The sequence below is a fragment of the Ruegeria sp. SCP11 genome (assembly GCF_040329455.1).
Classification (GTDB): Bacteria; Pseudomonadota; Alphaproteobacteria; order Rhodobacterales; family Rhodobacteraceae; genus Ruegeria; species Ruegeria atlantica_E.
Genome location: NZ_JBDZYG010000010.1, coordinates 190,571 through 204,872 on the forward strand (window position 1 = coordinate 190,571; position 14,302 = coordinate 204,872).

General features: G+C 55.4%; 17 protein-coding genes and 2 pseudogenes. 8 read left to right on the top strand and 11 right to left on the bottom strand.

Going from position 1 to position 14,302, the window contains the following annotated elements:
- Positions 1 to 42: 42 nt before the first annotated feature.
- Positions 43 to 945: a LysR family transcriptional regulator gene (locus ABLN94_RS16470; RefSeq protein WP_352994297.1), complete on the top strand. Its 903-nt coding sequence runs from the start codon at positions 43 to 45 to the stop codon at positions 943 to 945.
- A gap of 65 nt (positions 946 to 1,010) precedes the next feature.
- On the opposite strand, the gene ABLN94_RS16475 is transcribed toward ABLN94_RS16470, so the two are convergent.
- Positions 1,011 to 2,243 (bottom strand): urate hydroxylase PuuD, encoded by a 1,233-nt coding sequence (locus tag ABLN94_RS16475; RefSeq protein ID WP_352994300.1) that lies wholly within the window; start codon positions 2,241 to 2,243, stop codon positions 1,011 to 1,013.
- Between the two features lie 101 nt (positions 2,244 to 2,344).
- Between ABLN94_RS16475 and ABLN94_RS16480 the strand changes: the two genes are divergently transcribed.
- On the top strand, positions 2,345 to 3,274 hold the full coding sequence (locus tag ABLN94_RS16480) for a LysR family transcriptional regulator (RefSeq protein WP_352994303.1): 930 nt from the start codon (positions 2,345 to 2,347) through the stop codon (positions 3,272 to 3,274).
- Here ABLN94_RS16480 and uraH read toward each other — a convergent pair.
- A complete protein-coding gene (uraH, locus tag ABLN94_RS16485) occupies positions 3,271 to 3,624 on the bottom strand; it encodes a hydroxyisourate hydrolase (protein WP_352994306.1) in 354 nt (117 codons plus the stop codon). The two genes, ABLN94_RS16480 and uraH, sit on opposite strands and share 4 nt — an antisense overlap.
- A 148-nt stretch (positions 3,625 to 3,772) precedes the next feature.
- Here uraH and puuE point away from each other — a divergent pair, with 148 nt between their 5' ends.
- The 3 genes and pseudogenes from puuE to ABLN94_RS16500 all read left to right on the top strand — a co-directional run.
- A complete protein-coding gene (gene puuE / locus ABLN94_RS16490; protein ID WP_352994309.1) occupies positions 3,773 to 5,185 on the top strand; it encodes an allantoinase PuuE in 1,413 nt (470 codons plus the stop codon).
- Complete coding sequence (locus ABLN94_RS16495) at positions 5,182 to 5,667, top strand: ureidoglycolate lyase (RefSeq protein WP_352994312.1); 486 nt, start codon at positions 5,182 to 5,184, stop codon at positions 5,665 to 5,667. The genes puuE and ABLN94_RS16495 overlap by 4 nt, the downstream gene beginning before the upstream one ends.
- A 54-nt stretch (positions 5,668 to 5,721) precedes the next feature.
- A pseudogene (locus ABLN94_RS16500) lies at positions 5,722 to 5,893 on the top strand (purine permease); the annotation flags it as partial.
- Positions 5,894 to 6,002: 109 nt separating this feature from the next.
- Here ABLN94_RS16500 and ABLN94_RS24725 read toward each other — a convergent pair.
- The 5 genes from ABLN94_RS24725 to ABLN94_RS16520 all read right to left on the bottom strand — a co-directional run bounded on the left by ABLN94_RS24725 (position 6,003) and on the right by ABLN94_RS16520 (position 8,981).
- Positions 6,003 to 6,395, bottom strand: a complete 393-nt coding sequence (locus tag ABLN94_RS24725; RefSeq protein ID WP_417750528.1) for a Tn3 family transposase — start codon at positions 6,393 to 6,395, stop codon at positions 6,003 to 6,005.
- Entirely contained in the window at positions 6,335 to 7,162 is an 828-nt protein-coding gene (locus tag ABLN94_RS16505; protein WP_417750529.1) for a Tn3 family transposase, read from the bottom strand. Before ABLN94_RS16505 ends, ABLN94_RS24725 begins: the two co-directional genes overlap by 61 nt.
- A gap of 110 nt (positions 7,163 to 7,272) precedes the next feature.
- Positions 7,273 to 7,581: a hypothetical protein gene (locus ABLN94_RS16510; protein ID WP_352994315.1), complete on the bottom strand. Its 309-nt coding sequence runs from the start codon at positions 7,579 to 7,581 to the stop codon at positions 7,273 to 7,275.
- Positions 7,582 to 7,670: 89 nt separating this feature from the next.
- Positions 7,671 to 8,417 (bottom strand): DUF4158 domain-containing protein, encoded by a 747-nt coding sequence (locus tag ABLN94_RS16515; protein WP_352994318.1) that lies wholly within the window; start codon positions 8,415 to 8,417, stop codon positions 7,671 to 7,673.
- A 309-nt stretch (positions 8,418 to 8,726) separates the two neighbouring features.
- Positions 8,727 to 8,981: a hypothetical protein gene (locus ABLN94_RS16520; RefSeq protein WP_352994321.1), complete on the bottom strand. Its 255-nt coding sequence runs from the start codon at positions 8,979 to 8,981 to the stop codon at positions 8,727 to 8,729.
- A 311-nt stretch (positions 8,982 to 9,292) separates the two neighbouring features.
- Between ABLN94_RS16520 and ABLN94_RS16525 the strand changes: the two genes are divergently transcribed.
- Entirely contained in the window at positions 9,293 to 10,282 is a 990-nt protein-coding gene (locus ABLN94_RS16525) for a glycosyltransferase family 2 protein (protein ID WP_352994323.1), read from the top strand.
- Positions 10,272 to 11,948: a hypothetical protein gene (locus ABLN94_RS16530; protein ID WP_352994325.1), complete on the top strand. Its 1,677-nt coding sequence runs from the start codon at positions 10,272 to 10,274 to the stop codon at positions 11,946 to 11,948. Before ABLN94_RS16525 ends, ABLN94_RS16530 begins: the two co-directional genes overlap by 11 nt.
- 3 nt (positions 11,949 to 11,951) lie before the next feature.
- Here ABLN94_RS16530 and ABLN94_RS16535 read toward each other — a convergent pair whose 3' ends face one another.
- Positions 11,952 to 12,149 carry a polysaccharide biosynthesis C-terminal domain-containing protein gene (locus ABLN94_RS16535; protein ID WP_352994327.1) on the bottom strand — a complete coding sequence of 66 codons (198 nt, stop codon included), beginning with the start codon at positions 12,147 to 12,149 and terminating at the stop codon, positions 11,952 to 11,954.
- Positions 12,146 to 12,502 carry a hypothetical protein gene (locus tag ABLN94_RS16540; RefSeq protein WP_352994329.1) on the bottom strand — a complete coding sequence of 119 codons (357 nt, stop codon included), beginning with the start codon at positions 12,500 to 12,502 and terminating at the stop codon, positions 12,146 to 12,148. Before ABLN94_RS16540 ends, ABLN94_RS16535 begins: the two co-directional genes overlap by 4 nt.
- 26 nt (positions 12,503 to 12,528) lie before the next feature.
- Here ABLN94_RS16540 and ABLN94_RS16545 point away from each other — a divergent pair.
- Positions 12,529 to 12,729, top strand: a pseudogene (locus ABLN94_RS16545) (antitoxin); the annotation flags it as partial.
- 212 nt (positions 12,730 to 12,941) lie between these two features.
- On the opposite strand, the gene ABLN94_RS16550 reads toward ABLN94_RS16545, so the two are convergent.
- Positions 12,942 to 13,790: an aminotransferase class I/II-fold pyridoxal phosphate-dependent enzyme gene (locus ABLN94_RS16550; protein WP_352994331.1), complete on the bottom strand. Its 849-nt coding sequence runs from the start codon at positions 13,788 to 13,790 to the stop codon at positions 12,942 to 12,944.
- A complete protein-coding gene (locus tag ABLN94_RS16555; RefSeq protein WP_352994334.1) occupies positions 13,757 to 14,125 on the bottom strand; it encodes a hypothetical protein in 369 nt (122 codons plus the stop codon). Before ABLN94_RS16555 ends, ABLN94_RS16550 begins: the two co-directional genes overlap by 34 nt.
- Positions 14,126 to 14,302: the final 177 nt, after the last annotated feature.

The window sequence follows — 14,302 nt, forward strand, 5'->3', positions numbered from 1 at the left end:
AGAAATAACCATGGCGCAGTCTTTCCGGATCGGGAGGATTGAATGTCATATATCGAAAGCCTGCGGGTCTTTGTCAGAGTAATGGAGCTGGGCAGCATAACGTCCGGGGGGCGCGATCTAAGGTTAACTCCGGCGGTGGCCAGTAAACGCTTGAAGGAGCTGGAAAACCATCTAGGCGTTCGCCTTTTCAACAGAACAACCCGATCAATGACGCCGACCGAAGTGGGAATGGTTTTTTACGATGAAGCTAAGGCCGTTCTACTGGCACTCGACCACGCTGAAGCGCGTGTGGCAAGTTTTTCAGACGCCCCCAGAGGTGCAATCCGCATTACCGCGCCGCTGGGTGTTGGGCGGAGAATTGTTGCACCACTGGTTCCGGAATTCTCGGATCGCTACCCGGAAACAGAGATTCGCATGCGTCTCTCCGACCGCAAGGTGGACATTCTTGCCGATGGCCTGGACATCGCATTTTTTGTCGGAGAGCCTGGGGACTCTACGATGAAGCTACGAAAGTTTGCGGATTGTGATCGCGTGTTGTGTGCTTCGCCGGAATACTTGTCAAAATTTGGTGCGCCCAGTACGCCGGATGACTTGCTGCACACGCCCCACAACTGTCTCTTGCTGCGCTATCCCAGATCACCCGAATACTTCTGGACGCTCTTCACCGACATGGGCCCGCGAAAACTCGAAGTGCGGGGCAAGTACGATGCGGACGACGGTGATGTGCTGACTGATTGGGCATTGGCGGGTAGGGGGATCGTCAACAAGCCGCGCTTTGACGTGCGGGAGTATCTTGAGGATGGCCGGTTGGTGGAAGTTCTGCCCGAGACACCCCCATTACCGACGATTTTTGGGTGTCTTTATCCGCACAAAAAGCTCCAGGACCCAAAGATTCGTCTGTTCGTCGAACATATTGCGCAACACAGCAAACGCTTTTTTACTTAGTCATATGAAGCAAAAAACTGGGCGTATAAGCCCAGTTTACCAGCCGCCATCATTTTGGCACGCGTCTATTGTTCCCGAACCTCACGCACCCATGCGATGATTGTCTGGCGCGCCTCTTCATCCATTTGAACTGCCGATGGTGGCGGCATTGCGTGGCTGATCCCGGCCTGCAAATAAATCTGATCGGCCTGACGGGCGACGTCTCCGGGTGTTTCAAGATAGACCTTTTTCGGGGCCCATTTCATGGTGCCATAAACAGGCTCGCGGGCGTGGCACATGGAGCAATTGCCAAGAACCGTGTCATAAGCTTCCTCAAACCCGGCGGCTGACGCATATTTCTGTTCGTATGGCGTCAGCTCACGTGCTTCTGCGTCTTCCCAAGTCTCACCGTTTCTGACGGATGAAAGCCAAGCGATCACAACCATGAGAATAACGGTGACTCCCCAGGTCCAGTGCGGGCCCTTTCCGGTTGCGTGCATCGTGTTGAAGTAGTGCCGAATGGTCACGCCTGTCAGGAAGATAAGGCTGGCGATGATCCACGAGTACTCTGTTCCGAAGGCCAGCGGGTAGTGGTTCGACAGCATCAGGAATACGACCGGTAAGGTCAGATAGTTGTTGTGCGTAGAGCGCACCTTGGCGATCTTCCCATATTTGGCGTCGGGCGTCCGACCCGCCTTAAGATCTTCCACCACGATGCGCTGGTTTGGCATAATCTGGAAGAATACGTTGGCCGTCATAATCGTCGCGGTGAACGCGCCAAGGTGCAAAAGCGCAGCACGACCAGTGAATATCTGGTTGTAGCCCCAGGACATGATCACAAGGATTACAAACAACAGCAGCATCAGAACGGTCGGGTGATCGCTCAGTTTCGATTTGCACATCTGATCGTAGAGCAACCAACCGATGGTCAGTGAACCGCCAGAGATCAGGATACCCTGCCACAGCGCAAGATCCACTTTGGTTGGATCGAGCAGGAACAGCTCACCGCCAACCCAGTAGATGATCATTAGCAACGCCGCGCCTGAGAGCCATGTCGTATAGCTTTGCCATTTGTGCCACGTAAGGTGCTCGGGCATCCGGGCGGGCGCCACAAGATATTTGACGGTGTGGTAGAACCCGCCTCCATGCACTTCCCATTCTTCGCCGTATGCCCCATCTGGCAGGGCGGGGTTCGGCTTCAACATGAGGTCAAGCGCGATAAAGTAGAATGATGCCCCAATCCAGGCCATCGCGGTGATCACATGTAGCCAGCGGACGGAAAAAGCGATCCACTCCCATATAACGGCCAAGTCGTACATGGCTTTGCTCCTTAGATTCTATAGTTCCTGGCACTCTATGCGAGGCTGCTTTATTCTGGTATTGCTGGCAAAGACCAAGCAGTATCAAAAAATGCAAAAAAATGTCTTACCTTGATAACATCAGAACCTTTGTCCGGGTGTATGAACTGGGCAGCATGTCTGCCGCAGGTCGTGATTTGCGGGTTTCTCCGGCAGTAACTTCGGCGCGAATTTCACAACTCGAAGAGCACCTTGGCGTGCGATTGTTTCAGCGCACTACGCGCAGCCTCACTCCCACAGAGCAAGGAAAATCTTTCTATGGGGGGGCGGCTGAAATCCTTGAAGCGGTCGAAAGGGCCGAAGCTCAAATTGTAAACATTACAGAGAACCTGAAAGGCTCACTCTACGTTGCTGCACCATTGGGAGTAGGCAGGCGATTGATCGCGCCCCAAGTGCCAAAGTTTCTCGCTGAATACCCTGAGGTTAACGTTCGACTGCGGTTGACTGATCGAAAGGTGGATCTGACGACCGAAGGCCTGGATCTGGCGTTTTTCCTGGGTCAGCCCGAGGACAGCAATTTACGCATCCGAAAAATAGCAGATGTTGAGAGGGTTCTTTGTGCATCCCCGAAATACATCAAAAAACGAGGGATGCCCACAAGCGGCGACGACATCATTGCTGATGCGCATGAATGCCTCAGTTTACGCTTTCCTGGTGCGACCGAATTCCAGTGGCTGTTGAGAACAGACACAGGACCAAAACGATTTCGCGTCTCTGGACGCTACGAGTCAGACGACGGTGACGTGCTAACTGATTGGGCCCTAGCCGGTCATGGTATCGCCCTGAAGCCGATATTCGAGGTTGCTCAGCATCTCGGGGCCGGAACTTTGGTTCCGGTGGCAGAACAAACACCTCCGGAACCGATACAGATGGCATGTCTGTTTACGCACCGACGTATGCAGGATCCGAAAACGCGTCTCTTCATGGAGTTCATGATAGATCGCATCGGATCAACGATTGCTGCGACAAATACGTCTCGCTCGGTTGCTTAGCTACCGCGATAGGTGGAGTAACCAAAGGGCGAGAGCAGCAGCGGGACGTGGTAGTGCGAGTGCTCGGACATCCCGAAGCGGATTGGAATCACATCAAGAAAACGTGGGTCTTCCGGCGGGGTGCCAGAGGCATCGAGGTATTCTCCCGCGTAGAAGATCAGTTCGTATTCGCCCAGTGAAAACTCGGCTTCGCGCAGAATCTGTTCGTTGGTACGACCATCATCGTTTGTGAAAAGAGTTTTCAGCAACGTGCGATCTGTGCCTTCAATTCGAAACAGTTCGATTTTCAATCCTTCGGCGGGCAACCCACGAGCCGTATCCAGCACATGTGTTGTAAGATAACCGGTCATTTGTGCCTCTCCTCAAGTTTTCAAGTTTTTTAATCTGATTTCGTCACAGGAGGCAAAGGCAGTCTGCCCAAAGGCTCCTTCGCATATTTTTTGAAAAACATCGGCGATTATCTGGGTTATTCATCATTTCAAGAAGAAGGAAAGTGACGTGACGCGTTATCCAAGAGACATGACCGGCTATGGCCGGCAAATGCCGACGGCGAACTGGCCGAACGGGGCGAAGATCGCGGTTCAGATCGTTTTGAACTACGAAGAAGGCGGCGAAAACAACGTTTTGCACGGTGACGCGGCCTCTGAGGCGTTTTTGTCCGAAATCACAGGTGCCGCCCCGTGGCCGGGGCAAAGGCATTGGAATATGGAATCCATTTACGAGTATGGCAGCCGAGCCGGCTTCTGGCGGGTGCATCACCTTTTGAAAGACCTGCCTGTGACAGTTTACGGCGTTGCAACTGCCTTGGCGCGCGCACCGCAGCAGGTAGCGGCGATGAAGCAAGCCGGGTGGGAGATTGCCAGCCATGGTCTGAAATGGATCGAACACAAGGACATGGATCCGGAAGAAGAGCGGGCTCAGATTCGTAACGCGATCCAGCTTCATACCGAGGTCACGGGCCAGCCGCCACGTGGCTGGTACACAGGACGCTGCTCGATGAGCACTATCGATCTGGCGGCTGAAGAAGGCGATTTCGCCTATATCGCCGACAGCTATGCCGACGATCTGCCTTATTGGACAAAGGCTGGCGGCAAAGATCAGTTAATTGTGCCCTACACGATGGACTGCAATGACATGCGCTTTGCGATCCAGGCGGGTTACACCAATGGCGAGCAGTTCGAGAGCTATCTGAAAGACAGCTTCGACTTGCTGTATGCCGAGGGCGAGGCTGGTGCGCCTAAAATGCTGTCGATTGGCCTGCACTGCAGGTTGATTGGCCGCCCGGGTCGCACGATGGCGCTGAAGCGCGCGCTGGAACATTTTAAAAAACATGACGGTGTCTGGTTCGCTACGCGTAAACAGATCGCTGATCACTGGGCTAAGGAGCACCCACCAATGCAACGTCTGACCCCGTCCGAAATGGATCAGTCAACCTTTGTCACTGAATTCGGCGGTGTGTTTGAACACAGCCCATGGATTGCTGAAGGTGCGTTTAATTTGGAACTTGGCCCAACGCATGACAATGCCGACGGTGTCCACAATGCGCTGGCGCGGGTATTCCGATCCGCAACTGCGGAACAACGCCTCGGTGTCCTGACCGCTCACCCGGATCTGGCAGGCAAGCTTGCCGCGGCTGGGCGCCTGACAAAGGAAAGTACCGCTGAGCAGGCAGGGGCGGGTCTGGATATGCTGACGGATGAAGAGCGCGCAACCTTCACGTCGTTGAACGAGGCCTACACATCCAAATTCGGTTTCCCTTTCATCATCGCGGTCAAGGACAACACGAAAGCCAGTATTCTGGAAGCCTTTCACCACCGCATCAACAGCGATCGCGACACCGAATTTGCAGAGGCTTGCCGCCAGGTTGAACGGATCGCCGAGTTGCGCCTGATAGAGAAGTTCGCGGCATGACGGCTGGGTTGAAACTCCGGCCTCTGACTGCGGAGGCCTTTGCGCCGTTTGGTGATGTGATCGAAGTGTCTGGCGACGTAGACAAATACATCAACCAAGGCAAATGCGCGCGATATCACGACCGGGCTGTGTTGGATTTCCATGATGGGCGAGCGGGAATCAGCGTATTTCAGTCAGAGGCTTTCAACCTGCCCATAAAACTGGAAATGGTGGAGCGTCACCCGGATGGCAGTCAGGCGTTCCTGCCTTTGTCGGACAAACCCTTTGTTGTAGTTGTGGCACCCGACGAAGACGGGACGCCGGGACAACCCATCGCTTTCAAAACCGCACCGGGGCAAGGCGTGAATTATCACCGCAATACATGGCATGGAGTACTGACCCCACTTCATACTCCCGGCCTTTTTGCGGTGGTGGATCGAATAGGAACCGGACCCAACCTCGAAGAGCATTGGTTCGAGGAGGCCTTTACTATCACGGAATGAGGAACGTCGCCGAAAGAGGAGCCGGTCGACGTATCTCGAGGGAAGAAAGACACAATCTCAGATGCATCCATCGGAACGCCGGAACAGCTCCGCGATCCGATTTACTCGCCGCCGCTTCTGAAAGCCGTACCATTGGGAATTCAGCATGTGCTGGCGACGTTCGTTTCCAACGTCACGTCAGCAATTTTTCGTGTGCGGTGCAGCCGGTTTTGGATTCGGATCGAATAGGGGTTATCGTAACGAAGCTGCGGTATATTGCATAAGCAAGTGATTGTTATTGAATTGTTTTTGCCGCAACACTTCGGTTAAGCTTTTGATTGTATTGTATCAGGTCCTCAGTGGCGTTCATTTGATGCATTCTGTGGATCTGCTCCTTTATTCTGACCCGGATATTTTTGCTGCTCAAGATTGAAGGTGATCGTACCTTTGAGATTGATATGAGCGTGCGCGATCGGGGCGATGTGGCGCATATGGTTTTTCGGTCGGCCCCAATCGGGGCGTTTGAAAACCTGCTCATATTGATGCGCGTTCCAGGCAATGACAATGTTGGTGAGTAGTGTGAGGGCGCCGGAGATCGCTGTCATTTGCTCGCGCGTTCGGCCCCTTCGCGGTGAGATCGGGCCATTGTGGATGGCGCGTTGCAGCGTGTGCATGGATTCGACCTGGCTTAGGAGCCTCTGGATTTCCTGCCGGAAGGCAGGCCGCCCAAAATAGTCACACAGGAACACTGATCTCTGGAGTTTTCAAGGGTCTCGCCGGCCTTGTAAACCGACATGCCGATTGACGCGGAACTGTGATGCTCTACCGCCCAGACAGCACTGCACCATCCGGCTTGAGTTGAGGCGGCGAGCCTCAGCAGACCGTCCCAGCCAAGGGCGATTGCCCGTCTCGACAAAGTTCGAGAGACGATGGGTTCGAGCGATTCCGGAACTTTGGTATCCTTAAAGACATAGAGTTTTCGATCTGCTAAACGCGCCAGTCTAGGGCGGATATCAGACCCCAAAAGCTTGCCCAGGCCCATCGAGAAATGGGTCACACCATGGGTATCGACGGCGACTTTCTCGAGACTTCCACCGTCGTGGCGTAGTGCGCCTTCCAGCGCCGCACCGGCCTGTCTCTGGTTCAACACGAGAGGCTGATCGTGGATCAATGTCCACTGATCAGAAAGGTGGGCATAAGTTCCCATGGCTGGCGTCTTGCGTCGCGGGTCGGAGCGGGCAGACCACAGCGTGCGCGTCGCATCAAGGCTCATCATATCCGCAGACGCGGTCATACCCCCGCCCCAGGCTTGGGTGACATCAAGCTTTGCGGTGAAGGCTGCGAGGACGTCATTTGCTTCCCTTAGTCGTCCCGATGCTTCCAGCTTGCGCATCATCTGACCGACACTCTCGGCACTGACATTCGCCACCATCCGCTCGATGTCGGCGGGTGTGAGATCAGACCCGAGCGCTAGGATTGCGGCGGAAGCGACCCCGATGTTTCTCCCATATATCATTTGGGATCAGATGCTTGTCGAGATCACGGTGGTCACAACTGTGAGGGATACTGGCCTACCCGTTGCGCAGGCTTCGTTTGATCAGCAATACGGTTGCCACCGTCCAGGAGCTATGCGCCACTTTGCGATCGCCATCTGAAACGAACTCCTCCCAGGCGCGTTGCCATGGCGCGCGTGATCGGCCGCCGTTCCGAACGGAAAGGCTTGATCAAAGCTACAAGACTTGCGCGAAGCGAATCACGCGTTAGGTCCTCGTTCTGAACCAGCCCATCAATCTGCGCAACCAACGCCTGCAAGGGTGATGCCTGCCGTGCCACGGTGCGGATTGCTCGGTCGCGCGCGCGGCGGATGATGTCATTGACCAGATGATTGAAGAGGTCGATCGCACCGTCGGTCAGCACCTCCAGCCTATGCTTCAAAAAACAGGCTAGCTCTATTGTTCGCTGAGGCTCAGCGATCCGTTCGAGGTTGGACGTCTTGCGCAATGTGACCCGTCTGGCAAGACGTGTTACTTCAGCATCGGACAAGTCCAATGACAAACGATCAGCAACGATGCCCCGCAGAAACGCGATTTTGGCCGCCTGGGCTTCCAGTGCCGGAATGCTTTTGCGGGGGGTCCGGCCAACAACCACTCAAATCGCCTCAAACACGGCTCAAGATCGACAGCCAGATCTTCAATCCATTGGCGCGATTTCGATCCTTCATCGCCATTAATCAAGGCTGCCAGCTTCTTTTCCCGCCGCTCCACCTCGCGCCGGACAAGACTGCGAATGTCGCGGGCCGGGAATACAACATACTTCCGCGCATGCAGCCATCGCATGACCTTGCCCCGGAGCACGTCCGCTGCTGTTGTTGCCAAGACTTCCTGCCGGAGATACTGCAGCAGGCCAAACGGGGCACCGGTGTCGGCCCCGCGAAACCCGGCCAGTTCAACACCCATTTTGCGATGCCTAATCAACCTGGACCTGTCCCGGTATAGTGACCGCAATGACGCAAGACTCGGCGACGGCACATCCAACTGACCCGCAACATGAACAAGCACCGCCTGCGGAACCAGATTCGTTGAAAGTTCCGCACGACCGGTCATCTTCACAACGCTCAGATGCGGGGCAAGACCAAGCCGGTTGAGCCTCCCACGGCGATCGCAAACGGTGGAAATTTCTTCAGGACTCAGAGTAGAAAACAAATCAATCTCAAGCTCGCTCAAAGGGCTCGAAAACGCACGCGCACCAATCCTGGCATCCTCAAGAATCATCACTCTCCTCCAAAATGAGGAAAATATGGACCTAACCCACCTCAAGGGCCAGATTCAATAAAATCAATAACTTAACTAATTCATTGCAACGAAAACCAAACAAAACAATCACTTGCTTATGCAACATACCGTAGCTTCGTTACGAGAACCCCATATTGGGCTCGATGTAAACATTTGCGGTACTCCGCGTGAACTCACGCAATGCGGAAAAAGCGGCCCTTCGTTACACTTGTCACAATAACCGCTTTCAGTTAGCTCGGCAAAAAACAATCGTTATCGCCGAGCCAGAAACGTATGGATTTTGATACATTAGCGGCTTTCTGGCCAACCGAGATCAGAGCGCGCGCCGCGTTCGCAGTCTTCGAGGCTGGCATAGTAGCCTGACATTTCTGGGCAAGACCAATAACCTCCATCGGGGTAGAACAGTAGCTTGTCTTCGCCAACCTCCGTCCAAACCTTTTCGTTGTTGCGAAAGAGCTTGCGGCCGAGGCTCAAGCGCATCTCGACGTTGCGTGTTCCATCCTCTTCTTTTCTACGACGCAGATTTGCATGTCTCCAGTCCAACAGAACTGCACCATGAGCGCCTTCTAAATCTGAGCGATGTGGTCTGTGGCACAAACCCACTGCCAAAACCCTTTCGCTTAATACGGTCGTTTTCGCCTGTATCCGGGTCCACATCATCGACGGACGGACGGCACCTGGATGGTCCGCTATGACCTGCATCCCTTCGCGGATCGCGATTGCGGCGATTCTGGCGACAATGCACAAAAAACCGGGGAAAAATCAGAAAGCGGAAACAATTCCCAAAGCAAGCCGCATTCTTGCCACAAAAAATGGTCAGACACTGGATAATTTTCCGTTTATAACGAGATATCATGAAACTGATTGTTCAAATTCCCGCGTTGAATGAAGAGGAAACCCTCGCCACCGCCATCAGGGCCATTCCCCGCGACATTCCCAGCATCTCAAGTGTCGAGATTCTGGTCATCGATGACGGGTCCACTGACCGCACGGTCGAAGTCGCGAAAGAGGCGGGTGCAGATCATATCCTGCGCATGCCAAGCAACGTGGGCCTAGCGCGCGCCTTTACCGCAGGGATCGAAGAGGCGCTGTCGCTTGGCGCGGACATCATCGTCAACACGGATGCCGACAATCAATACTGCGCGGATGACATCCCGTCTCTGATCCAGCCGGTTCTCGATCGCCAGGCACAGATCGTCGTAGGCGCACGCCCGATCACCAAGATCGAAAGCTTTTCGCCCCTCAAAAAGGTGTTGCAAAGACTGGGAAGCTGGGCTGTCCGGCAGGCCAGCGGCTCTACTATTCCTGACGCCCCGTCTGGCTTTCGCGCCTATGCACGCGACGCGGCGGCGCGGCTTTGCGTGATCAATACCTATACCTATACGCTAGAAACTATCATTCAGGCCGGGCGAAAGCGTATTCCGATGACATCGGTGCCCGTGCGCGTCAACACGGTGACGCGCCCCTCACGGTTGTTTTCGGGCATGCTCGAATACATTCTGCGCTCTGCCAAGACGATCCTGCGCGTCTTCGTCATCTATGCGCCGCTTAGGTTCTTTTCCACGATCGCCGCAGTCGTAGCGCTGCCCGCTCTGATCGTCATCAGCCGGTTCTTAATCCTTTATGTCAGCGGCGACGGGACCGGTCACATTCAGTCGCTGATCCTTGCTGCAGCCCTTCTGGCCATGTCGGCGGTGTTTCTGGCGGTCGGCGTGCTTGCAGATCTGATTTCGGCGAACCGGAGCCTGCTGGAAGACATCCGCGCCCGGGAACTTCTTCGAGCGCCGCGCAATAGCAGCGATGCGGTTCCGATCCGCATAGCCGAGTTGACCGATGCATCCTGATGCAACGCTGTCGGGCGCCGCGCCAGAGCCCAACCGATCCGACATGCTGACTTCATCGGGGGTGGTACGGGGCGCAATCCTGGTCGGATTTGCGCTTCTCGTGGTCCTGAGCTGGACACGGAACGTCAACTGGGACGAATTCTATTTTCTCTCGCTGATCCATGACAATCTCGCCGGTCGCCTCGAAACCCCGATGCAGACCTTCCATGTGCATGCCTTCGGTTGGCTTGCGCATGTGCCAGGCAACGAGATGATGCAGATTTTCGTGGCCCGGCTGTGCATGACCGGGCTTTTCACCTGGACCGCCTGGTCTATTCACCGGATCGCGACGCACCTTTGCGACCGCCGCGCGGCGGATATCGCCGTTCTGGCATTCCTAACTTCGGGTTTCGCACTGGCCCATGGCACCAGCTTTCGCGCCGACCCAATCGCTGCGGCCTGTCTGATGGGAGCGCTCTCGATTATGATGACAGGGCGCATGTCGCTTTGGCAGATAATCACAGTCGCGATTTTGAGCGCGCTTGCCCTTCTGGTGACGATCAAGGCAGCGCTTTATCTTCCGGCGTTTCTGGGTGCTTTGGTCTGGCGGTCGGATCGTATCGCCGTCGCTGGCCGGATCGTGTTGGCTGGCATGATCGCTCTGGCTATCACGGCAGGTCTGTTCGCACTTCATGTCTCCGCACTGCCCGCGCCACCCGAGGCAAGCACCGTGGACAACGCCAGCGCCGCCGCCAGCAAGACATTGGTGCAATCGGGATTTTTCCCTCGGTCCGAGACAGCGCTTTTGTGGGCGGTCCTGTCGCTTGGCCCCATCACGCTGGCAGCCATCGGAATGCTGCGCGCCGGAAGCCTGCGACGGGGTATCATGCTTGTGTCCTTTGCATTACCGCTTCTCGCGTCAGTGATTTTCTATCGCAATGCATTTCCGTATTTCTTCCCTTATATCGTGCCGCCCCTGATGGTGGTCGTCGCCTTCGGGGCCATGCGCGTCGGGCGTGGTCCGCTTCTGGCAAGTATCATCGCCCTTTCGCTGGTAAGTGGCACCTGGCAGGGCATGAAGGCGCTTGGCGAGAATGCCGGGCTGCAGCGTGCGACCATTGCCGAGGTCCATCGCCTGTTTCCCGAGCCCGTCCACTACATCGATCACAATGCGATGATCTCGACCTTCCCGCGTGAGCTCTTCTTTATGTCGAGCTGGGGAATCGAGAGCTATCATGGCGTGGGCGAACCGGTCATGGCCGCCTATCTCGAAAAGCACGCGCCGCCGCTTCTGCTGACCAATCGCTGGGCGCTTCATCAAACGATGACCGCATCTGAAATAACCGATCTTCCCTACACGCTTTTGCCCGATGACCAGGCCGTATTGAGGGCATCTTACGTTCATTACTCCGGTACCATATGGCTTGCAGGTCTGGAGATGACGCTTGGGTCCGAAACGACGGCTCACGCGCTGCCTATCCCGGGGCGATATCGTCTGGAAAGCCCGGTTGCGTTGATAATCGACGGCAGGCGCGTGTCGGGCGGAGACATCATCGAGGGGAGCGGAGTGGTCACGATAAGCGGCCCTGTTGGCACTGAGGTTCGCCTGATCTGGCATACGGACGCGGTTCAGGACGAAGGCGCGCTGCCCCACGGCTGGCTTTATGCCGGGTTCTGGCGGCTTTGACGGCTAGGCAAGGGCGCGGTGCAATCTTTGCGTGGCGCGCCAGAGGTTGAGCGAACGCAGCATGCCACGAGCTTCGAATCTCAAGGCCGGGACAATGATGGCAACGCCAAGGGCGGTGGCGAGGAATGTTGCGACCGTGGCCCAGGCCGCACCGATGCCGCCGAAATGCAGGATGAGCACGAGGTTCAAACCGATGTTCAACGCGGCCCCACAAAGCGCGATAACCGGTGTGAGCAGTATTGACGCCGCGCCAGAAGCACCTTTTCCCGCGCAACGCCCCAACTATAGAAGGGCAGGCCCAGAATGAGAACGAGAGTAGGCCAGAGGCCATGCGCAAAAGCGGGCCCGAAGATCGCGGCAACGGCAGGCGTCATCGCGTTGTAAAGACGCTGGCCCTGTTCTGGAAGCGTGCCGCGCGCCTCGGCGCGGATGATGCTCGTGCCAAGCGCCATCGGCACCACCAGCGCCACTTCCGATACACGCACCGCAAGCCCGTAGCGACCAAGCTCATCGGCAGTGGCCATCTGGCCCAGCATGACCTGATCAATGCGCATGTAAGTGCTGCCGTCTATCGGAACTCAAGAAAAGTCCGACTGCGGTCATAGACGACGCTCAGGATGGTGCCGTCGCAGTATTAAACCATAACCGGGTGATGGCGTACTTCGTGCCAGCGGACACCTATGAGGCGATGCTGGATCGTTTAGACGACCTTGACCTTCTGGAGACCGCTCGAATGCGCGCTAACGAGCAGCCGGCAAGTGTGAGCTTTGACGAGCTCTGAAGCCAAGTCATATCTTTCTGGCAGCATGAATGCTGGTGACTGCGGCACTTTACTCTAGGGCGCTTCAACTCAAAGCAGACGTTGGCCACATTTGCTGCCCGTCAAAGGAGACGTTCGCTGCTCTAGCATGATCTAGCTTCGCGCGAACTGAAACATCACGGAGTAAGCTGATATTTGATCGAGGGGCCGCTGGCTCGATCGGAGGCCAGCTCTCATTCCAACATTTGGTTCGCGGCCGCCTGAAATGCAGGCATTGCAATTTCTATCATTTCGTCAGTGGCTGTAAGGCAAATGCGAAAATCCATTGGCCGGTCGAAAACTGTTCCTGGCATTACATAGACGCCATGCTTTTGAAGATATTCAGCAAAGGCGTCGCTATCACCTCCCGGGGCCCGCCCCCATAGATAAAAGGTGCCTTCTGGCTTTGTCATTCTGTATCCCCATTGGCCCAAAGCACCAAGCATACGTTCACGTCGGCGAGCCAGGGCGGCAATGTCGATTGAGACGTTTTCAAGATCCGGCAGCGCATAGATCAATGGAGCATCCGGAACATTCCAACCATCCGCCATCTGCACGGCAAACTGCAAAGTTTGAAGCTCTTTGCGTTCCGCTGCAGGCAAGGTCGGAGAGATCGCGAGATAGCCAAGGCGCAGACCGGGTGCGAGAAGAAATTTCTCATAGGAATATTCGATCAGAGTGTGTGGATAGACAGCGGCCGGTGTCGTAAAACCAAACCCGTCAAACCGAATACGGCGGTAGGGTTCGTCAGACAATATCCAAATTCGATGGCCGACCTCAGTTGACTTAGCCTCGAGCAGGTCGGCAAGCTTTTGCAGATCAGAACGTGAGTAAATACGACCTGTCGGTTTGTGAGGCGTATTAACAACTACGATCTTGGTCCGCGGGGTGATGGCACTGGCAATAGCCTCTAGGTCAAGGTCAAAACTGCTAGGATCTAGAGGCACCTGCACCTCTTTGGCGTCGGCTGCGGCAAGCATCGGTCCGTAGCAGAACCAGCCCGGCAGAGTCACGATGCATTCGTCTCCGGGCTCAAGAAGCATGGTGAAACACATCTTGATGGCCCAAAAGCGCCTTTCGTCAGCGCGATGTCTTCCGCCTCGAACGGAAGCCCCAACTCCTGGGACAAGGCGTCCGCCAGAAGCGCGCACGGGTCCGCTTCGTTGGTCTTATACGCGAACCAGTCCACGCTCTGAGGTTCAGCGTGCGTTTTCAGCGCATCGACGACACTGGGCAAAGGCATTTCGTGCGGATTGCCAAACGTGAAATCTGCGACAGCTGGCGTTTCTTTGACTGCGGCATTGTAGGTTGTAAAGAAGGTTTCGACTTTCTGGATGGAATGCGCAGCAGTGTTTGCACGGCGGGCAGTCATGGACATTGAACTCTCCTAAAAAGATGTCGGCCCTGCGAGTACAGAACGAAAACTGTATTATCGAATAGAATATAGATACCCGATCCACAGCATTTTGCAGCCTTTTTCACGATTTGACTTATGAAACGTCAAAGCCCTCGCCGTGAAACTATTTCCGATTTGTCTAGGACCCGACATCCATAC